Genomic DNA, 21882 nt, shown 5'->3' on the forward strand with positions numbered 1-21882 from the left:
TCAGCCCTCCCCATAGCCGTGGGGGTGAGCCTGATGCCACTTCCAGGCGGTGGAGATGATGGTGCTCAGGTCGTTGTACTTGGGCTTCCACCCCAGAACCTCCACGGCCTTGGCAGAGGAGGCAATGAGCTGGGCGGGATCTCCGGAGCGGCGGGGGGAGACCTCTGCGGGAATGGGGTGTCCGGTGACGCTCCGGGCCACGTCGATGACCTCCTTCACCGAGAAGCCCACGCCGTTGCCCAGATTGAAGACGTTGTTTTCGCCGCCCTTGAGCAGGTAATCCAGGGCCAGGATGTGAGCCTGGGCCAGGTCGGTGACGTGGATGTAGTCCCGGATACAGGTGCCGTCGGGAGTGGGATAGTCGTCCCCGAAGATGCCCACGTGGTCCCGCTGGCCGTTGGGCACCTGGAGGATGATGGGGATCAGATGAGTCTCCGGGTCATGGGCCTCACCGATGGCGCCGGAGATGTGGGCGCCGGCGGCGTTGAAGTACCGCAGGGCCACATACCGAAGGCCGTGGGCCTTGGACACCCATCCCATCATCTGCTCCATGGACAGCTTGGTGTTGCCGTAGCAGTTGGTGGGCACGGTCTTGTCGCTCTCCAGGATGGGCACCCGCTCCGGCTCCCCGTAGGTGGCGGCGGTGGAGGAGAAGACGATCTTGTCCACCCCGTGCTCCACCATGGACTTCAGGAGCACCATGGTCCCGTAGAGGTTGTTGTCATAGTACTTCAGGGGGTCGGACATGCTCTCCCCCACCTGGGAGGAGGCGGCAAAGTGGATCACGCCCTCAATCTTTTCCGCCTGGAACAGGGTGTCCAGCGCCCCCTTGTCCCGGATGTCCAGCTGATAGAACCGGGCCTTGGGGTGGACCGCCTGCTTGAAGCCGGTGAGGAGGTTATCCGCCACCACCACGTCCCGGCCCGCGTCGATGAGCTCGTACACCGTATGGGAGCCGATGTAGCCGGCCCCGCCCAACACTAAGATCGCCATTCTGATGCGCCTTCCTTTCCACATTTCCTCTGGTAATTCCAGTATATCCATACCGAGATCAAATAGCAAGTTGAATTTTTACTAAAAATTCAACTTTGTCAGAGCGCACAGTTGCACCCGGTCTCTTATGGGCATTCTGACGGAGGGGCGGCACTCTCCCGAACCACCAGGGAGGGGGGCACCACCACCTTCACCGGCAGGGTACGCACCGGCGGCCTGTTCGGGAGGTCGGCTCGCTCCGCCAGGAGTCGGACAGCGGCCTGGCCCATCTCCTCGGCGTGGGTGGACACCGAGGTGAGGGCGGGGGTGACCAGGGCGGAGAGAGGAGTGTCGTTGAAGGAGACCAGGGAGAGGTCCCCGGGGATGGAGAGCCCCGCCTCGGTGATGGCCCGGATGGCACCCAGGGCGGTCTCCTCGCTGGCGGCCAGGAAGGCGGTGGGACGTGGGGCGCCGGAGGCCAGGTAGGCGCCCATGGCGGCGGCGGTGGAGTGGGCATCCATAGGGGCCTCCACCAGATAGGCGGGGTCCAGCAGGCCGTGGGCGGCCATATGGGCCATAAACCGCTCCCGGCGGACCTCTGGCGCCGGCTCCCCCCGGTCGTCAGGCCGGAGCGCGGGGCCGATAAAGCCCACCCTCCGGTGTCCAAGCCCCAGCAGGTAATCCACCGCCAGCCGAATGCCCAGGTCGTAGTTGAGGACCACTGAGTCGAACCGGGACTCATCGGGAGAGGAGTTGAGGAAGACCAGGTTGGGGCTCACCGCCGCCAGGGCCTCGGCCTCCCGGAGAGGAAAGCGGCCGATGGCCACCACCCCGTCCACCGCTCCCTCCGGAGGAGCGAAACCTTCCCCCCTTCTGGACAAATACTGAAAGGCGATGCGCTGATCCAGACAAGCCTGCTCCACATAGCCCCGGAGATAGAGGTAGAAGGGGTCCTCCAACTGCTGGGCCGGGGTCAGCCGCTCCGCCGCCGCCGCCCGCATGAGAGTCTTGGGCGCCCGGCCCCGCCGGGATTTGGTGGCGGCGTAGTTGAGCTTACCCGCCTCCTCCAGCACCTTCTTCCGGGCCTCCGGGCTCACCGCAAGACCCGGGTCCCCAGTGAGAATGCGGGAGATGGTGGCCGGAGCATACCCCGTCCGCTCCGAGAGCTCCTTCAGGGTGGCCATGGGCTCCCCTCCTTTCCAATGCTCAAGATAATTTTACTAAAAATATTTTAGCTCCAGCCGTTCATATTTGCAAGGAAAAAAGCACCGGCGCACAGACAAAAATCTGTGCGCCGGTGCTCTTCACAGGCTTAGAACAGCCCTTATTCCACGGTGATGGTGTCGTCACTCTCGGCGGAGGCGTCCTCGTCAGCCTCCACGGGGGCCTCCTCGGCCTCCACAGGGTGCTCGGCAGGGGGCTCGTCGTCGGGGCTCATGGTATCCCAGTCGAACTGGCGATACCGGGCCAGACCGGAGCCGGCGGGGATGAGCTTACCGATGATGACGTTCTCCTTCAGGCCCAGCAGGTGGTCCACCTTACCCTTGATGGCGGCCTCGGTGAGGACCTTGGTGGTCTCCTGGAAGGAGGCGGCGGACAGGAAGGACTCGGTGGCCAGGGAGGCCTTGGTGATACCCATGATGAGGCGGGTGGCCACGGGGAGCTTCAGCTCCAGACCATTGTTGGTCTCGCCGGCGTCGATGCGGGCCTGGACGGCGCGCTCGGCGTCCTTGAACTCAATGAGGTCGATGGTGGAGCCGCTGAGGAGGTCGGAGTCGCCGGCGTCCTCCACGCGGACCTTCCGCATCATCTGACGGGCGATGACCTCGATGTGCTTGTCGTTGATATCAACGCCCTGCTGACGGTAGGGCTTCTGGACTTCCTGGATGAGGTAGTCGTACACGGCGTGGATGCCGCGGATGCGCAGCACATCGGCGGGGTACAGGGCACCGTCGGTGAGCATGTCGCCCTTCTGGACGGTGTCGCCCTCCTTCACCCGGATACCGGAGTTGTAGGCCAGGGTGTAGGTGACCACCTCACCGTCGTTGGCTGTGATGCTGACGTTGACCATACCGCCCTTCTTGGCATCCTCCATGCTGATCTTACCGCTGATCTCGGCCAGCTGGGCCATCTTCTTGGGACGGCGGGCCTCGAAGAGCTCCTCAACACGGGGAAGACCCTGGGTGATATCGCCGCCGGCCACGCCGCCGGTGTGGAAGGTACGCATGGTCAGCTGGGTACCGGGCTCACCGATGGACTGGGCGGCAATGATGCCAACAGCCTCGCCCTCGCCCACGGTCTCGCCGATGGCCAGGTTGATGCCATAGCACTTGGAGCACACGCCGCTGCGGGACTCGCAGGTGAGCACGGAGCGGATCATAACAGAGTGGATGCCGTGGTCCTCCAGGAGCTTGGCGTCGTCGGGGGTCATCATGGTGTCCCGGCTGATGAGGAGCTCACCGGTCTTGGGATCGCAGATGTCCTCCACAGGATAGCGGCCCTTCAGGCGCTCGCCGAAGGTCTCGATGACCTGACCGTTCTCCACGATCTCGCTGGCCAGGATGCCGTCGCGGGTGCCGCAGTCGTGCTCGCGGATGATGACCTCCTGAGACACGTCCACCAGACGGCGGGTCAGGTAACCGGAGTCGGCGGTACGCAGAGCGGTATCGGCCATACCCTTACGGGCGCCTCTGGATGAGATGAAGTACTCCAGGACGGACAGGCCCTCACGGAAGTTGGATTTGATGGGGATCTCGATGGTACGGCCGGAGGTATCGGCCATCAGGCCACGCATGGCGGCCAGCTGACGGATCTGGGCGGTGGAACCACGGGCGCCGGAGTCGGCCATCATCCAGATAGGATTGTACCGGTCCAGCACGTTCATCAGGGCGTCAGTCACGTCCTTGGTGGTCTTTTCCCAGGCCTGAACCACCAGACGATACCGCTCGTCGTTGGTCAGGAAGCCGCGCTTGTACTGGCGGTCGATCTTTACGATCTCCTTCTCGGTGGCGGCAATGAGCTCAGGCTTCTGGGGAGGCACGGTCATGTCGTGGATGGAGACGGTCAGGGCGCCCCGGGTGGAGAACTTATAGCCCCGGGCCTTGATGGTGTCCAACACGGTGGCGGAAACGGTGAAGCCGTGCTTGGTAATGCACTTGTCAATGATCTTTCCCAGCTGCTTCTTACCGGTGATGAAGTTGATCTCGGGATCGAACATGGTCTCAGGATCGGTGCGGTCCACAAAGTCCAGATCCTGGGGGATGCCCTCGTTGAAGATCAGGCGGCCCACAGTGGTGCGGACCAGCTTGTGGCGGGTCTCGCCGTCCACCTCCATGGAGCGGCGGACCAGGATGGGCATATGCAGATCCAGCTCGCCCTCGTCATAGGCCAGACGGGCCTCCCCATCGTCGGAGTACACCCGGTAGATCTCACGGGGCAGCTCTCCGTCGGGGGTGTCGGCGCAGATGCCGGCGTAGGTGGGGATGTCGTCCAGGGAACCGGGGTGCTTCACCCACACCTTGTCGTCGGGCTGGACGGTGCCCTCGGCCAGGGCGGCCTTCACGGCAGCCACGTCCTCGTAGGCGAAGTCATGGTCCTCGTACTTCTCATAGGTGAGGTAGTAGGAACCCAGCACCATGTCCTGGGTGGGCACGGTGACGGGGCCACCGTCCTGGGGACGCAGCAGGTTGTTGGCGGAGAGCATCAGGATGCGGGCCTCAGCCTGGGCCTCGGCGGACAGAGGCACGTGGACGGCCATCTGGTCGCCGTCGAAGTCGGCGTTGAAGGCGGTACACACCAGGGGGTGCAGCTTGATGGCGCGGCCCTCCACCAGGACGGGCTCGAAGGCCTGGATGCCCAGACGGTGCAGCGTAGGCGCACGGTTGAGCATCACGGGGTGCTCCTTGATGACGAAGTCCAGGGCGTCCCACACCTCGGGACGGCCCTTGTCCACCATCTTCTTGGCGGACTTGATGTTGTTGGCCAGGCCGTCCTCCACCAGCTTCTTCATGACGAAGGGCCGGAAGAGCTCGATGGCCATCTCCTTGGGCAGGCCGCACTGGTAGATCTTCATTTCAGGGCCGACCACGATAACGGAACGACCGGAGTAGTCCACGCGCTTACCCAGCAGGTTCTGACGGAAACGGCCCTGCTTGCCTTTCAGCATGTCGGAGAGGGACTTGAGGGCACGGTTGTTGGCGCCGGTGACGGCACGGCCGCGGCGGCCGTTGTCGATGAGGGCATCCACCGCCTCCTGGAGCATCCGCTTCTCGTTCCGGACGATGATGTCGGGGGCGTTGAGCTGGATGAGGCGCTTGAGGCGGTTGTTGCGGTTGATGACCCGGCGGTAGAGGTCGTTGAGGTCAGAGGTGGCGAAGCGGCCGCCGTCCAGCTGCACCATGGGGCGCAGCTCAGGGGGAATGACGGGCAGCACATCGATAATCATCCACTCGGGCTTGTTGCCGGAGATGCGGAAGGCGTCCACCACCTCCAGGCGCTTGACGATGCGGGCCTTTTTCTGGCCGGAGGCGTCCTTGAGCTCGGCACGGAGCTGCTCCGAGAGCTCTTCCAGGTTGATGTCCTGAAGGAGCTTCTTCACGGCCTCGGCGCCCATGGCGGCCTCAAAGTCGTCCTCGTACTTCTCCCGCATGTCCCGGTATTCCTTCTCGGTGAGGATCTGGTTCTTGGCCAGAGGAGAGAAGCCGGGGTCAGTGACAATATAGGCGGCGAAGTAGAGCACCTTTTCCAGGATGCGGGGGCTGATGTCCAGCAGCAGGCCCATCCGGGAGGGGATGCCCTTGAAGTACCAGATGTGGGACACGGGGGCGGCCAGTTGGATGTGGCCCATGCGCTCACGGCGGACCTTGGCCCGGGTGACCTCCACGCCGCAGCGGTCGCAGATCTTGCCCTTGTAACGGATCTTCTTGTACTTGCCGCAGTGGCACTCCCAGTCCTTGGTGGGCCCGAAGATCTTCTCGCAGAACAGGCCGTCCCGCTCGGGCTTCAGGGTGCGGTAGTTGATGGTCTCCGGCTTGAGGACCTCGCCGTAGGACCACTCCAGGATCTGCTCCGGGGAGGCGATGCCAATTCGGATGGCGTCAAACTCAGCGTAGCTCATAATTCTATCGTCCTCCCTTTCTTATTCCATATCGTCCTGGTCGCCGTCGAGAGAGATTTCTCCCTCTTCAAACTCCAGGCCGTCGTCATCGCTGTCGGAGGCCGCCAGGTCATCGTCGTCGCTGCCCTCCTTGAGGGTGAAGCCGGCGGCGGCGAAATCGGACTCCCCACCGGCGTTGTAGCCGTAGAAGTCGTCGTCGTCCCGGATGCGGTCGGGCTGGTAGTTGTCCTCGTCGTCATCCTTGAGCTCGATCTCGTTGCCGTCGTGGTCCAGGACCTGGATGTCCAGGCAGAGGGCCTGGAGCTCCTTGACCAGAACCTTGAAGGACTCGGGCACACCGGGCTTGGGCACGTTGTGGCCCTTGACGATAGCCTCGTAGGTGCGGACACGGCCGGTGACGTCGTCGGACTTGACGGTGAGGATCTCCTGGAGGGTGTAGGCAGCGCCGTAGGCCTCCAGAGCCCACACCTCCATCTCGCCGAAGCGCTGGCCGCCGAACTGGGCCTTGCCGCCCAGAGGCTGCTGGGTGACCAGGGAGTAGGGGCCGGTGGAACGGGCGTGGATCTTATCATCCACCAGGTGGTGGAGCTTGAGGAAGTAGACGTAACCCACAGTGACGCGGTTATCGAACCGCTCGCCGGTACGGCCGTCGTAGAGCCAGCTCTTGCCGTCCTCGGCCAGGCCGGCGGCCTGGAGGGTGGCGGCGATCTCGGGCTCGTTGGCGCCGTTGAAGATGGGGGTGGCTACCTTCCAGCCCAGGGCTTGGGCGGCGTAACCCAAGTGGACCTCCAGCACCTGACCGATGTTCATACGGGAAGGCACGCCCAGGGGGTTCAGCACGATGTCCAGGGGGGTGCCGTCGGGCAGGAAGGGCATATCCTCCTGGGGCATGATCCGGGACACGACACCCTTGTTGCCGTGACGGCCGGCCATCTTGTCGCCTACGGAGATCTTACGCTTCTGGGCAATATAGACACGGACCACCTCGTTGACGCCGGGGGACAGCTCGTCGCCGGCCTCGCGGGTGAAGACCTTCACGTCCACGATGATGCCGCTCTCGCCGTGGGGCACCTTCAGGGAGGTGTCACGGACCTCGCGGGCCTTCTCACCAAAGATGGCCCGCAGCAGGCGCTCCTCAGCGGTGAGGTCGGTCTCGCCCTTGGGAGTGACCTTGCCCACCAGGATGTCGCCGGCGTGGACCTCGGCGCCCACGCGGATGATGCCGCGCTCGTCCAGGTCCTTCAGGGCGTCCTCGCCCACGTTGGGAATGTCGCGGGTGATCTCCTCGGGCCCCAGCTTGGTGTCGCGGGACTCGGTCTCGTACTCCTCGATGTGGATGGAGGTAAAGACGTCCTCCTTGACCATACGCTCGTTGAGCAGGATGGCGTCCTCGTAGTTGTAGCCTTCCCAGGTCATGAAGCCCATGAGGATGTTCTTGCCCAGGGCGATCTCGCCGTTGGAGGTGGAGGGGCCGTCCACCAGGACGTCGCCCTTCTCCACCCGCTGACCCACGCTGACGATGGGCCGCTGGTTGATGCAGGTGCCGTGGTTGGAGCGCATGAACTTGGTGAGCTTGTACTCCACCACACGGCCCTCGTCGTAGCGGACGGTGATATACTGGGCGGAAACCTTGGTGACCTCACCGGGGCCCTCGGCCAGAATGACAATCTCGGAGTCGATGCAGTTCTTGTGCTCCTGGCCGGTGGCCACAATGGGGGCCTCGGTGGTCAGCAGGGGCACAGCCTGACGCTGCATGTTGGCGCCCATCAGGGCACGGTTGGCGTCGTCGTTCTCCAGGAAGGGGATCATGGCGGTAGCGATGGACACCATCATCTTGGGGGAGACGTCGATATAGTCCACCTGCTCCCGGTCCACCTCAATGACCTCATTGCGGTGACGGCAGGTGATACGGGCGTTGAGGAGGAAGCCGTTCTCGTCCACGGGCTCGGTGGCCTGGGCGATGGTGTACTCGTCCTCGATGTCGGCAGTCATATACTCGATCTCATCGGTGACCCGACCGGTGGCCTTGTCGATCTTCCGGTAGGGGGCCTCAATGAAGCCGTACCGGTTGATGCGGGCGTAGGAGGCCAGGTAGGAAATCAGGCCGATGTTGGGACCTTCGGGGGTCTCGATGGGGCACAGACGTCCGTAGTGAGAGTAGTGAATATCACGGACGTCGAAGGAGGCACGGTCACGGGACAGACCGCCGGGGCCCAGAGCGGACATACGGCGCTTGTGGGTCAGCTCGGCCAGGGGGTTGGTCTGGTCCATAAACTGGCTCAGGGGGGAGGAGCCGAAGAACTCCTTGATGGCGGCGGTGACAGGCCGGATGTTAATAAGGGACTGGGGAGTGACGATGTCCAGATCCTGGATGGTCATGCGCTCCCGGATGACACGCTCCATACGGCTGAAGCCGATGCGGAACTGGTTCTGGAGCAGCTCGCCCACGCAGCGCAGGCGGCGGTTGCCCAGGTGGTCGATGTCGTCGTGGGTGCCCACACCGTTGGCCAGGCAGTTGAGGTAGTTGATGGAGGACATGATGTCCTCCACAAAGATGTGCTTGGGCACCAGGTCGTCCACCCGGTCCTTCACGGCCTCTTTCAGGCCCTCCTCATCCCCGGCGTACTGCTCCAGCAGCTCCCGGAGGAGGGGGAAATAGACCTTCTCGGTGATGCCGCATTCCTCGGGGTCGAAGGGCAGGAAGCCCTTGGCGTCCACCATGCTGTTGGAGAAGACCCGCACCAGGGTGCCCTCCAGATCGATGACGGCCTCGTTGACACCCTTGGCCTCGATGGCCTGGGCCCGCTCCCGGGTCAGGACCTCGCCGGCCTCGGCGATGATCTCGCCGGTCATGGGGTCGGCGATGGGCAGGGCCAGCTTCTGGCCGCTCAGGCGGGACCAGATGGCCAGCTTCTTGTTGAACTTGTAGCGGCCCACGGCGGACAGGTCATACCGGCGGGGATCAAAGAAGAGGGCGTTGAGGAGGCTCTCGGCGGAGTCCACCGTGGGGGGCTCGCCGGGACGCAGCTTGCGGTAGATCTCCAGGAGGGCGTCCTCCCGGGTCTTGCAGGTGTCCTTCTCCATTGTGGCCAGGATGCGGGCATCCTCGCCGAACATGTCGATGATCTCGGCATCGGTGCGGGGACCCACCGCGCGGATGAGGCAGGTAATGGGCAGCTTGCGGTTCTTGTCGATGCGGACATAGAAGATGTCGGAGAGATCGGTCTCGTACTCCAGCCAGGCGCCGCGGTAGGGGATGACGGTGGTGCCGAAGGTGACGTTACCCGCCTTATCCTCGTTCTTGGCGAAGTAGACGCCGGGGGAACGGACGATCTGGGAGACGATGACACGCTCAGCGCCGTTGATGACAAAGGTGCCGGCGTTGGTCATCAGCGGGAAGTCGCCCATGAAGATCTCCTGCTCCTTGATCTCCTCGGTCTCCTTGTTGCGCAGGCGCACACGGACCTTGATGGGAGCGGCGTACGTGGCATCCCGGGCCTTGCACTCCTCCACGTTGTACTTGGGGGCTTCATCCATGGTGTAGTCGATGAAGCTCAGCTCCAGGTTGCCCGCGTAGTCCGTGATGGCGGCCACGTCCTTGAAGACTTCCCGCAGGCCGGTGTCCAGGAACCACTGGTAGGAATGCTTCTGGACGTCCAGCAGGTAGGGCATCTCCAGAATCTCCTGGTGGCGGGCATAGCTCTTGCGCAGGGTCTTGCCGTAATAGACGTCCTTGACCATGCCGTTCAGGTTGTCGTTGACCATTCCGAAAATCACACTCCGTTTTCTCGCATTCGGCGCCAAAAGCAGCGGCTTTCGGCTGTTTTCTCATGGCTGCACAGGCCGCTTCCCGTGGAATTGGCCAAAAACGCCGCTCCCGCCATGCTCGATACACGCGGCGGCGTTGTTGCTTTGTTTGTGCTTTCCTCTTGCGCATATCCACCAAAACTGTTATACTTGACCCACCGTGGGAGGGTCTCTCAAAATGGTGGCAGTCACACGAGAGCATTTAAGTATACCATGCAGTTTTTCCCACGTCAAGTCTTTTGCCTGGAAAGTTCGGAGTGATCCGAACTTTTTTTCATACCAGGAGGTTTTTTCATGTCCCATCTCAATCCCCTTTCCCGGTATTGTCTGAGCGGCGGCACGGCTCTGCTGCTGTGTGCCCTGGCCCGGGTGGCAGCCCTCTCCCATGCCCCTTCACAGTCCTTTGTCATGGCCACCCTGGTCCTCCTTTTCCTGTTGTCAGCCGGGCTTCTCTTCCTGTGCTGCCGGCGGTGGGAGACGGTATTCCTTGCCATCGTACCGTTGGGGCTGGCCCTACTGCTCCGCACCCTGCTCCTGGACCACGTCACCGACGACTATGTGACCTTTCTCTCAGACTGGGCCGCCTTTTTCCGGGAAAACGGCGGCTGGGCGGCGGTGGCTCTCCCCAAGGGGAACTATACAGCCCCATACCTCTATTTTTTGGCCGCCATCTCCTACCTGCCCATCTACGACCTCTACCTCATCAAGCTCTTCTCCATCCTCTTTGATGTGATACTGGCCTGGGGCGGCTGCCGACTGGTGCGGGCCCTGATCCCCGGAGACCAGTGCCGGGGCGCCGCCGCCTTCTGCCTGCTCCTGCTGCTGCCCACGGTGGTATTAAACGGCGCGGCCTGGTCCCAGTGCGACGCTATCTACGGCGCCCTGTGCCTCCACGGCCTGGCCGCCGGTCTGGAAGGGCGGCCCCGTTCCTCCGCCTTCCTGGCGGGACTGGCCTTCGCCTGCAAGCTCCAGACCGTCTTTCTCCTGCCCGTGTGGGCGGTGCTGTGGATGTCCGGGCGCACCCGGTTCCGGCACCTGCTGTGGTTCCCCGCCGCCTGTGTGCTCTCCGTCCTCCCCGCCCTGGCCCTGGGCAAGCCTCTGGGGGACGTGCTGGGGGTCTATTTCGGCCAGGCCGCCGAGTACAGCGCCTACCTCACCCTCAATGCCCCCTCCCTCTACGCCCTGATTCCCTCTGACATGCCGGTCAACGTTGCCCTCGCCGCCCGGGTGGGCATCCTGGCCGCCTTTGTCCTGGTGCTGGGGGTGCTGGGCTGGCTGCTCCTCCGCCGGAAGGACCTATCCCGCCGGGCCGTCTTTCTGGCGGGGGTGGTCTTTGCCATCGGCATCCCCCTCCTCCTGCCCCACATGCACGACCGCTACTTCTTCCTGGCCGACGTTCTCACCCTGACCTGGGCCTGCGTTGACCGTCGGGGCATCCTGCCCGCCGTCCTCACCCAGATCGCCTCCCTGGGGGCCTACCACGCCTACCTGCTCCTGCGCTACGCCTTCCCCATGGGGTTGGGTTCTCTTCTGCTGCTATGCGCCCTTCTTTTGGCCCTCATCTCCCTTGCTTCAGAGGTCTATTGCCCTTCTAACGAAATTCCTTAGAAATTTGTAAGAATTTTTTGAAACCTTTGTCACATTTCTCCGTCTAAAATCGATGTATGATATAGATGAGCGCACACCAAGCAAAACAGAGTTTGGAAGGAGTCTTTTATGATGAAAACACGCTCACGCGCCCGGATTCTCTCGGCGCTTCTGACCCTGGCCATGATTTTTACCATGCTGCCCACCGCATGGGCGGCGGAAGGTCCTGATGGACCGTCTGCTCAAGACGACAAGACCCTCACCAACATTTCTCTCAACCACTCTTCCTACTCGCTCGAGGTTGATGGCACTGTTGAACTGCAAGTAAGCTATGAACCATCAGATACCACGTCTGAAAAAAATGTAGAATGGGATTATAAGAGCGAGTTTGTCTCTCTGACTTCCTCCGGAGAGAATAACTACATTGCAGAAATTAAGGCCCTGAAAGCCACCGACTCTGTTATCGTTACCGCAAAGGTGGGGGATAAATCTGCCACCTGTAATATCAAGATTACCGCACCCGCTCCGACGGTGGACAGCGTGACCATCAACGGCTACAAAGATTTAAAAGTGGGTGAGAACTGTGTGCTTTCCGCCACTGTCAGTTCCAGTGGTGGTGAGGTCAGTCAGGACGTAGATTGGTCTGCTTCTCCCGATAACATTGTCCGATTTGATGGCTCAACAGTGACCGCCGTGTCGGCAGGAAAGGTCACGATTACCGCTACCTCCAAAGCAGATCCTTCCAAAAAAGGCACTTGTGAAATTGATATCACTGACCCCACCCCGGTGGAAAAGCCGGTGGAGAGCGTTACCATTCCCAGCACGTTGTCTCTCACCGTGGGGCAGGAGTCCACACTTGCTCCGGCTATCACCCCCAGTGATGCAAAGCCCAAGAGTGTAAGCTGGTACAGCAATGCCTCCAATATCGCTTCTGTGGATCCCTCTACCGGTAAAATCACCGCTAAGGCCGCTGGCATCGCCACCGTCACCGTCACTATCGACGGAAAAGTCTCCAATCCCTGCACCGTCACTGTGAACCAAGGCAACGTCCCGGTCACCGGCGTGACCGTCTCTCCCACCTCCGGCACGGTGGGCATCAACGGTACCCTCCAGCTCACCGCCACGGTGCAGCCCACCAACGCTACCAACAAAGCCGTGACCTGGAAGTCACTCCATGAAAACATCGCCACCGTGGACCAGAACGGCAAGGTCACCGGCAAGGCCGTCGGCACCGCCACCATTCAGGTCACCACCGCCGACGGTGGCAAGACCGCTAACTGCACCGTCACCGTCACCCAGGGGACCGTATCCGTTATCAACTACTCCGTGGCGCTGGACAAGACCCTGACCCTGAATCCCAGCGACTTTTACAACGTGTGCGCCGGGGTGTATGGCAACGCTCTGGACTATGTAAAGTTTGACCAGAACTCCTCCAAGGGCACCCTCTACTTTGATTATACAGAGAACGGTGGCGCCAAGATCTCCACCTCCAACGCCTACTCCTATTCCAACAGCGTCAGCAAGCCGATTTCCAGAATCACCTTTGTGCCCGACGGCAACAGCGGGGACACCGCCACCTTTACTTACACTGGCTGGGACAGCGCCGGCAAGACCTACAACGGCACCGTACAGATCAAGCTCACCGCCCCTTCCGGCGACATCTCCTACGAGACCGGCAAAAACGAGTCCGTCACCTTCAAGGACAGCGACTTTAACAACATGTGCAAAAAGATCACCGGGTCCTCCCTGGACTACGTGACCTTCGGCTCAGTGAGCTCCTCCAAGGGCACTCTGTATCTGGATTACGGCGGAAAGAACGAGGACAAACTCTCCACCTCCACCAAGTGCTACTACAACGACTCCCCCTATCTGAGCAACGTCACCTTTGTTCCTGCCAAGGACTACACCGGCTCCTTCACCATCTCCTACACCGGCCGCAGCAACGCCCGGGACACCTTCTCCGGCAGCGTGAAGATCACCGTCCGCAAGAGCGGGACCACCATCTCCTACACCGTGGCCGAGGGCAAGACGGTCACCCTGGACGACGCCGACTTCAACAACTACTGCAAGGATGAGACCGGCTACAACATGGACTATGTCCAGCTCACGCCCCCCTCCTCCTCCAAGGGCATCTTCTATTACCGCTATGGTGAAAGCCGCTATGAGAAGGAGATCTCCTCCTCGGACAAATATTACCGCTCCTCCTCCCCCAAGCTGGACGACGTGACCTTTGCCCCCAAGAGCGGTTACTCCGGCGTGGTCTCCGTCTCCTTCACCGGCCTGAGCACCAACGGCGACAAGTTCTCCGGCACCCTCAAGATCCGGGTGGGGAGCGCCAGCGTGGAGACCATCCCCTACACCGTTGACTCCGGTACCTCTGTGAGCTTCCGGGCCAGCGACTTCAACGACTACTGCAAGAACGCCACCGAGTACAACCTGGACTATGTCCGCTTCACCCCGCCCAGCTCCTCCAAGGGCGTGCTCTATTACCAGCGTGGCCAGAGCGGCGAAAAGACGGTCAACGGCAATACCTCCTATTACCGTTCCGCCGCCCCCAAGCTGGACGACCTCTCCTTCGTCCCCGCCTCCAACTTCACCGGTACCGTAGAGATCCCCTTCACCGGTCGGAGCACCGACGGAGACAGCATCTCCGGCACCGTCGTCATCACCTGCAACGCCCCCAAAGAGGCCGCAATGATCCGCTACTCCACCGGCTCCACCCCTGTGACCTTCCAGGCCAACGACTTCATCAGCGCCTGTGCTACCCGGGGCGGCGGCTCCCTGGTATCCGTCCGGTTCAACTCCCCCGTCTCCAATACCGGCAAGCTCTACTACGGCTATGAAAGCCCCAGCAAATATGGCGGCCAGGTCTCCTCTTCCATCTCTTTCGCCACCTCCGGCAGTAGCTCCATCTCCAACGTCACCTTCGTTCCCAAGTCCAGCTACATCGGGACCACCACTATCACCTATACTGGTACGGACAGCACCGGGAACACATTTAACGGCCAGGTGAGCATCTCCATTACCCCCTCCACCACTTCCCAGTACTTCTCCGACATGGGCAGCCACAGCTGGGCCGCCGCCTCGGTTGACTTCCTCTACGCCGGCGGCGTCACCACCGGCACCAGTGCCACCACCTACGGCCCCTCTCTGAGCATCACCCGGGGCGACTTCGTCCTGATGCTCTACCGCGCTTTCAACCTCACTGCCAACACCACCGATGGCTTCAAGGACGTGCCCTCCAACAGCTACTACGCCCAGGCCATCGCCGTGGCCAAAGCCCTGGGCATCGCTCAGGGCTCCGACGACGGGCGCTTCAATCCCACCGCTCCCCTTACCCGCGAGGACGCCATGGTCTTCCTCTACCGGACCCTCAGCCGGACCGGCCGGACCATCGCCTCCGCCTCCGCCGCCTACCTCAACCGCTTCCCCGACGGCGGCAGCACCTCCTCCTACGCCCAGGATTCCGTGGCCTCCCTGGCCCAGGCCGGCATCATTCAGGGCGACGCCAACGGCCGCCTCAATCCCAAGGGCTCCCTGACCCGGGCCGAGATGGCCGTCATCCTCCACCGGGTACTCACCCTGTAACCGCAGCTTTTGGCCCATTCTCTCCTATGGGCCGACTTATATGACAAGGTCCCCGCTCCCGCGATCACCGCGGGAGCGGGGACCTTTTTGTGCATTTGTCCACGTCCAACTTCCCCGCTTCCCCATCGCTTTACAGTTTATTCACAATTTCCCGCTTTTTCCGGGGTTGACGAGTCGGTGACATTGTGTTACAATTTGGTTACAATTTTTAAGAAATCCTTAGGAGGCACATAATGGCCGAAGAAAAGATCCCACTGACCTATAAAGGTCACCCCCTGCGCCGCAAGGACAACCTGATCTACTACGGCAGCATGGCCGACAAATACATCATCATGCTCCAGGTGATGGACACCAAGAAGGTGGACGACCTGGATGTGGCCACCCGCGTGGCCGTTCAGCTCCAGCTCACCGATCCCGACCTCAAGAGCCGGGACCGCGTGGTCAAGAAGACGGAAAAGGACAGCCTGTATGCCGCTATGGATGTGGCTTCCGTCTGGCTGGCCCGCTCCCTGTCCAATAAGTAAGGCAAACCGTACGTTATCCGCACCAAAGAGATTCTTGATGGAGGGGTCATACCAATGATACATTCTCGCCTGCTGCGCGCCGCCCTGCTGGGCACCGTTCTCACCGCCATGTGCACCATCGGTGCCTCCGCCGCCACCCTGGGCGCCGGTACCGTTACGGCCGACGCGCTTCGGCTCCGCTCTACCCCCGCCGCAGAAGGCGAGATCCTGGCTACCGTTTCCAGCGGCACCAACGTGGTCGTTCTGGATGAGGCTGAGGACGGCTGGTACAAGGTCAACTACAACTCCGTGGAGGGCTACATGTCCAGCGATTACCTGGACGTGGCCACCAAGGCTGAGACCGACCTGGGCTATGGCAAGGTGGACGCCGACGGTTCCACCCTGAACATGCGGGCAGGTGCCAGTACCTCCTTCGACTCCCTGTGCTCCATCCCCAGCGGCACAGTCCTGGAGCTGGAGGGTATCTACGAGGGCTGGTACAAGGTTACATACGCCGGCAACACCGGTTACGTCAGCAGTGACTACATCACCATCACCACCGAGCCCGCCACCAGCACCTCCTCTGCGCTGGGCGATCAGATCGTGGCCCTGGCCAAGCAGTATCTGGGCACCCCCTACGTCCTGGGCGGCAACGGCCCCAGCAGCTTTGACTGCTCTGGCTTCACCAAGTACATCTACGCTCAGTTCGGCTACTCCCTCAACCGCACCGCTACCGACCAGCTCCAGAATGGCGTCTCCATCAGCTGCGATGAGCTGCAGCCCGGCGATCTGGTTTTCTTCAAGTATAACACCAGCAAGCCCGTCTCCCACGTGGGCATCTACATCGGCAACGGTGAGTTCATCCACGCCTCCACCAACCGCTATATGGTGCAGATCGATCAGATGAACACCGGCCACTACGCCAATGTCTTTGTCTACGCCCGCCGGATCCTGTGACCTAGTCCCTCCATCCCGAATAATTCCATCTGATCTCTACCGTGCGGGAGGCTCTCCTCCCGCACGGTTTTTACCGTTTTGAGAAATTGCCGGCACAGCCGGCAGAGGAGGCTCCCCATGGTTCGATCCGATCCCGCCCACGGCCGGCTGCTGGGCCACGGCATGGCCCTTTTCGTCACAGTGGTCTGGGGGACTACCTTTATCTCCTCCAAGCTGCTGCTGGCGGCCTTCACCCCCCTGGAGATCATGACCTTCCGCTTCCTCATCGCCTGGGTGGTCCTTTTTCTCCTCTCCCCCCATCCCATCCTCCCCAAAAGTCTACGGGGAGAACTCCCCTTCATCGGTGCTGGCATTACTGGTCTCACCCTCTACTTTATTCTGGAGAACACCGCTCTGGAGTACACCCTGGCCTCCAACGTGGGCATCATTATCTCGGCGGCTCCCATGTTTTCCGCCCTGCTGCTGTGGGCCTTCCGGCGAACGGGCCGCCCCCGCCCCACGTTCTTTTTGGGCTTTCTCATCGCCATGAGCGGTATCGCCCTCATCTCCCTGGCAGGTGGAGAGGGGTTGGATCTGAATCCTCTGGGTAACCTCCTTACCCTGGGTGCCGCCCTGTGCTGGGGACTCTATGGGGTGTGTCTAGAGACCGCCGGCAGCCAGGGCCTCACTCAGCTTCAGGCCACCCGGAAGGTCTTTTTCTACGGCATCCTCACCATGCTTCCCCTTTTCCCCGTCCTGCGGCCGTCCCTCTCTCTATCCCCCTTCTTCGACCAGCCCATGATGATCTTCCACATCCTCTACTTGGGTCTGGCCGCCTCTGCCCTGTGCTTTGTCTGCTGGAACCGGGCCATGGCCCTCATCGGCACCGTAGCCACCAATGTCTACATCTATCTCACCCCAGTCATTACGCTGATTGCCTCTGCCCTTATCCTGGACGAGCCCGTCCTGCCCCAGGCATTGGGGGCCATTGTCCTCATCCTCCTGGGCCTGCGGCTGTCCCAGCGGCAGTGAAGGGACGCACATAAAAAATGCCCGCCTCATGCGAGGCGGGCATTTTACGTTCCCATTCAGACAGTTTCGTCGTCGGTCTTTTCATCGGCCAGAGGCTCCACTACGATGGGCTCCTCAGCGGGGGCCTCCACGGTCTCATCCTCGCAGCTACAGCCGCAGCCGCAGTCGCAGGTGTAGGCAGCCACATCGTCGTCGTTGATGTTGCCGGCCCGCTTGATCTCGGCGATCTTGGCCTTGTTCTCCTCCAGCCGCTGCTTGGCGGCGGTGATCTTCTCACACAGGGTCACATAGGCGCCCTCGGGAGCCATGCCCCGCTCGGCGTAGTAGAGCTTGCCCAGGTCAATATAGGCCTTACGAATGGTGTCCTCCTCGGCGGAGTTGGCAATGTTCAGCTTGGCGATGTCGGTGAGCTCCTTGGCCTTGGCCGCGCCCGCCTGCGCCAGATCCAGCGCTTTCGCCTTCAGGTCGTCAAAAGAAGTCATGAAAAAACCTCCTGTTCATTTTGCTTTGGGCTTCTGGCCTTATTCTATACCGGGGAACACAGCCGCGCAAGTGCATCCTTCCCGAATTAACCGAATTTTAATCAATTTGCAAAGTGGGGTACAGGAATGATCCCCGCTTTCCAGCCCTGGAAAAGATTGTGCCTTGCCCCGACGGGGAAAATTAGTTACAATTTGGTTACAACTTTTCAGGAGGACCCCATCATGAAACGTCTATTTCTGAGTCTGGCTCTGAGCCTCTCTCTGACCCTTACCCCGGCACTGGCAGCCGGGACCGTGACTGTGGACGGCCAGGCGGTGGAGGCCGCCGCCACCGTCCGCAGCAACACCACCTATGTCTCCCTCCGGGCGGTGACGCAAGCTCTTCAGCCCGATGCCCTCATCCTCTGGACCGGCGACCGGGCTTCAGCGGAGGGACAGGATTTCTTCCTCACCGCCCAACCCGGCGCCCTCTATCTGGAGGTCAATGGCCGGGCCCTCTACATTCCACAGGGAGTGCTGCTGGAGAATGGCCGCACCCTGGTGCCGGTGAGGGTGCTGGCCGAAGCCCTGGGCGCCGACGTGGACTGGAACAGTGTCACCGGTGAGGTGACCGTCACCTCCGGCAGCGGCGTTATTCTGACCGGCGAGGATGTCTATGACGCCAATTCCCTCTACTGGCTCTCCCGCATCATCTCCGCCGAGAGTCGGGGGGAGCCCCTCACCGGCAAGCTGGCAGTGGGGAACGTGATCCTCAACCGGGTGGACCACGCCGAGTTTCCCGACACCATCTACGGCGTCATCTTCGACAGCCGCTGGGGCGGACAGTTCGAGCCGGTCCAAAACGGCACTGTTTACAACGCACCCACCCAGGAGAGCGTCATCGCCGCCAAGCTGGTGCTGGAAGGGGCCGATGTGGTGGGGGACAGTCTCTACTTCCTGGCTCCCTCTCTGGCCAGCAACCACTGGATCATGGCCAACCGGGACTATGTGGCCACCATCGGCGGCCACTGGTTCTATCGCTGACTCACTGGTTGGCGATGCGTTCGGCCAGGTCGTTGAGGTAGACCCAGCGGTCCATTTTCTCTTCCAAAGCGGCCTCCAGGGCCTCCTGTTTGGATTGGAGCTCTTGAAGTGCCACGTAGTCGCTGGCCTTGGCCTCCGCTTCGTCCTTGACTGCGGCGATTTCCCCCTCCAGGGCGGCGATGTCGTCGTCGATGGTCTCGAACTCCCGCTGCTCCTTGTAGCTGAAGCGCAGCTTCTTCTGGCCCGTGGGCCGCTCCTCCTTTTTCTCCGGAGCGGCCTTCCGGGCCTTTTCCTTCTCTTTGTCCCTCTCCTGACGGGCGGCCAGGTAGTCGGTGTAGTTGCCCACATACTCGGTAACTACGCCCTCCGGTCCCACCTCCAGCAGGCGGTTTGCCGTCTTGTCCAGGAAGTAGCGGTCGTGGGAGACGGCGATAACGGCGCCGGGGAAGCTTTCGAGATAGTCCTCCAGAATGGTGAGCGTCTGAATGTCCAGGTCGTTGGTGGGCTCGTCCAGTAGCAGCACATTGGGGGCCGCAGCCAATACAGAGAGGAGAAAAAGCCGGCGTTTCTCCCCTCCGGATAGTCGGCCGATGGGTGCCCACTGCTCATCCTTTGGGAAAAGGAACTGCTCCAGGAGCTGGGAGGCGGTGACTTTCCCCTCCCGGGTCTGGATGCTGTCTCCAATGTCTTTCACATAGTCGATGACCCGCTGCTCCGGGTCCAGGATGGGTGTCTCCTGGCAGAAGTAGCCGATGCGCACCGTCTCCCCCACCTCGATGGTGCCGCTGTCGGGGGTCAGCCGCCCGGCGATGAGGTTGAGGAGGGTGGACTTGCCGCTGCCGTTGACTCCCACCACGCCGATGCGGTCGTCCCGCAGCAGCTCCAGGCTGAAGTCGCGGAGGACAGTCCGCTCCCTGAAGGCCTTAAACACATGCTGGAGGGAGATGGTCTTTTTGCCCAGCCGGGAGGAGAGGGCGGTGATTTCCATGGCGGCCTTCTCCTCCGGGCCCTTCTGCTCCTTCAGGGCCTCGTACCGCTCCAGCCGTTCCCGGCTCTTGGTGCCCCGGGCGGTGGGCCCCTGCATCACCCACTGGAGCTCCCGGCGGAGAATGGACTGCCGCTTGCGCTCGCTGGCCTGGGCCATCTCCTCCCGCTGGGCCTTCCGCTCCAGGTACTTGTCATAGTTGCCCTCGTAGAAGGTGAGCTTGCCCCGCTCCACCTCCACCAGGCGCTGGGTGACCCGTTCCAGGAAGTAGCGGTCGTGGGTGACCATGACCAGGGCGCCCTTGAAAGCGCGGAGATAGTCCTCCAGCCAGGCCACCATGCCGCTGTCCAGGTGGTTGGTGGGCTCGTCCAGGATGAGGACGTCGCAGCCGCTGACCAGGGCGGCGCACAGGGCCACCCGCTTGCGCTGGCCGCCGGAGAGCTGCCCCACCGGCTGGTCGAACATGGGCACCCCCAGCCGGGTGAGAATGGTCTTGGCCTCGTACTCGGCCACCGCCCGGGCCTCGTCGGAGAGGCCGGCAAAGACCTGCTCCAGCACAGTGTTGGCCGGGTCGAAGTCGGGGAGCTGGGGCAGGTAGTCCAGGCGCACGTTGGGGTCCCGAGTCACCGAGCCGCTGTCGGGCTCCTCCGCCCCCGCCAGGATGCGCAGCAGGGTGCTCTTTCCCGTGCCGTTGACGCCGATGACCCCCAACTTCTGGCCGGGCTCCAGGTAGAGGGACACGTCGTCCAGCACGGACCGCGTCCCGTAGGTCTTTGTGATGTGTTCCGCCGAAAGCAGCATACAGTTCCCTCTCTTTTGTGGATCTGCCCTCCAGTATACACGATTTCCCCCAAAATAGGAACCCCCCGGCCGTGAGGCCGGGGGTATGCATTATTACGGGCGGGTATCCAGCCAGTAGCCCGGCCCGGCGGTCTCCCCATCAATGGGGATATACCACAGGCCGAAGGACACCCCCACCACCTGCTCCGGGTCGATGGGGTCCTGTAGATCCCACCGACTATACGTATAGTCCTCCGGACCATCTCCAGAGCCCAGATAGACGGTGCCGTCCGATATGAGCGCCTCGCATATGGTGCCGTCCGCCAGGAAGAGCGCCGGGGGATATTTGAGGCTCGTCCCGTCTGCGGACACGCATTCCGCAGACAGTCCCAAGGCAGTGATATCCAGATTCCGGATGGTGAGCCCGCCAATGGTCTCCTCTAGCTGGACAGACCGGTGGGGTACGTCCTCCAGAGGGATGGTAAGGGTCCAGTTCCCCTCCACCGCCGGGCCATCCACCGCCTGGATAGACACCTGACCCACAATGAGATCAGGAAGATCCTCCGGGGTGATCTGATAGCACCGGTCCACATACCATACCCCGTCCCGCTGGAAACGGACCTCTACACTGTCCCGCACATACCGGAAGTAGCGTTCCCTGCTCTCCACCGTCTCTCCCGCGCTCCGGCTATCCACCACCGCAGAGAAGGTGGAGCTGGGGACATGGATGCCCTTTTCCTCACAGCGGAGCTGGATGTGGAGACGGCCGTTCTCTCCGAAGCCAATGGAGGACAACTCCGCCAGCGCCGTTCCCTCCAGCTCCGCCGGGGTTTGCTCCGGCACCAGCACCGTCTCCCCGGTGTCCAGGGTCATGGTCTCCAAGGTGGCCTCGGTGAGGAGGCTTTGCTCGAACCGGCCCGACTCATGCCAGGCTCTTGGGAAAAGCGTGCCGATGGTGAGTGCTAGGGAACCTCTGAATAAAAGCCTTTATCCTGTTTCTACTCAATGTATTAGCCGCCATTTGCGCTTGGTTAAGGTGATTTCAGTGCAAAATAGCCATTATTTATCTGC

The 21882-nt window shown here is 61.9% G+C and carries 13 protein-coding genes; 6 read left to right on the forward strand and 7 right to left on the reverse strand.

What is annotated here, in order from left to right; genetic code table 11:
• From galE to rpoB, 4 genes are all read right to left on the reverse strand, one after another.
• The gene (gene galE, locus ACTNBK_RS06355; protein ID WP_441144584.1) at positions 1-993 is read right to left on the reverse strand and encodes a UDP-glucose 4-epimerase GalE; all 993 of its coding nucleotides are present in this window, start codon (positions 991-993) and stop codon (positions 1-3) included.
• Between the two features lie 125 nt (positions 994-1118).
• A complete protein-coding gene (locus tag ACTNBK_RS06360) occupies positions 1119-2156 on the reverse strand; it encodes a LacI family DNA-binding transcriptional regulator (RefSeq protein WP_441144586.1) in 1038 nt (345 codons plus the stop codon).
• Between the two features lie 140 nt (positions 2157-2296).
• Positions 2297-6088 carry a DNA-directed RNA polymerase subunit beta' gene (gene rpoC / locus ACTNBK_RS06365; protein WP_441144588.1) on the reverse strand — a complete coding sequence of 1264 codons (3792 nt, stop codon included), beginning with the start codon at positions 6086-6088 and terminating at the stop codon, positions 2297-2299.
• 21 nt (positions 6089-6109) lie between these two features.
• Positions 6110-9829: a DNA-directed RNA polymerase subunit beta gene (gene rpoB, locus ACTNBK_RS06370; RefSeq protein ID WP_441144609.1), complete on the reverse strand. Its 3720-nt coding sequence runs from the start codon at positions 9827-9829 to the stop codon at positions 6110-6112.
• 360 nt (positions 9830-10189) lie between these two features.
• On the opposite strand from rpoB, the gene ACTNBK_RS06375 reads away from it, so the two are divergent.
• From ACTNBK_RS06375 to ACTNBK_RS06395, 5 genes are all read left to right on the forward strand, one after another.
• On the forward strand, positions 10190-11503 hold the full coding sequence (locus tag ACTNBK_RS06375) for a conjugal transfer protein TraL (protein ID WP_441144590.1): 1314 nt from the start codon (positions 10190-10192) through the stop codon (positions 11501-11503).
• A gap of 111 nt (positions 11504-11614) precedes the next feature.
• The gene (locus ACTNBK_RS06380; protein WP_441144592.1) at positions 11615-15070 is read left to right on the forward strand and encodes an Ig-like domain-containing protein; all 3456 of its coding nucleotides are present in this window, start codon (positions 11615-11617) and stop codon (positions 15068-15070) included.
• 233 nt (positions 15071-15303) lie between these two features.
• The gene (locus tag ACTNBK_RS06385; protein ID WP_441144594.1) at positions 15304-15594 is read left to right on the forward strand and encodes a hypothetical protein; all 291 of its coding nucleotides are present in this window, start codon (positions 15304-15306) and stop codon (positions 15592-15594) included.
• 54 nt (positions 15595-15648) lie between these two features.
• Positions 15649-16530 (forward strand): C40 family peptidase, encoded by an 882-nt coding sequence (locus ACTNBK_RS06390; RefSeq protein WP_441144596.1) that lies wholly within the window; start codon positions 15649-15651, stop codon positions 16528-16530.
• A gap of 117 nt (positions 16531-16647) precedes the next feature.
• Positions 16648-17541 (forward strand): DMT family transporter, encoded by an 894-nt coding sequence (locus ACTNBK_RS06395; protein WP_441144598.1) that lies wholly within the window; start codon positions 16648-16650, stop codon positions 17539-17541.
• A 56-nt stretch (positions 17542-17597) separates the two neighbouring features.
• Here ACTNBK_RS06395 and ACTNBK_RS06400 read toward each other — a convergent pair whose 3' ends face one another.
• A complete protein-coding gene (locus ACTNBK_RS06400; RefSeq protein ID WP_294515589.1) occupies positions 17598-18023 on the reverse strand; it encodes a serine proteinase in 426 nt (141 codons plus the stop codon).
• Between the two features lie 222 nt (positions 18024-18245).
• Between ACTNBK_RS06400 and ACTNBK_RS06405 the strand changes: the two genes are divergently transcribed.
• Positions 18246-19046: a cell wall hydrolase gene (locus ACTNBK_RS06405; protein WP_441144599.1), complete on the forward strand. Its 801-nt coding sequence runs from the start codon at positions 18246-18248 to the stop codon at positions 19044-19046.
• A 1-nt stretch (position 19047) separates the two neighbouring features.
• Here ACTNBK_RS06405 and ACTNBK_RS06410 read toward each other — a convergent pair whose 3' ends face one another.
• Both ACTNBK_RS06410 and ACTNBK_RS06415 read right to left on the reverse strand, forming a co-directional pair.
• The gene (locus ACTNBK_RS06410) at positions 19048-20832 is read right to left on the reverse strand and encodes an ABC-F family ATP-binding cassette domain-containing protein (RefSeq protein WP_441144601.1); all 1785 of its coding nucleotides are present in this window, start codon (positions 20830-20832) and stop codon (positions 19048-19050) included.
• Between the two features lie 93 nt (positions 20833-20925).
• Positions 20926-21693 (reverse strand): hypothetical protein, encoded by a 768-nt coding sequence (locus ACTNBK_RS06415; RefSeq protein ID WP_441144603.1) that lies wholly within the window; start codon positions 21691-21693, stop codon positions 20926-20928.
• Positions 21694-21882: the final 189 nt, after the last annotated feature.

The organism is Intestinimonas sp. HCP28S3_D6 (assembly GCF_052065695.1).
Taxonomy (GTDB): Bacteria; Bacillota; Clostridia; order Oscillospirales; family Oscillospiraceae; genus Intestinimonas.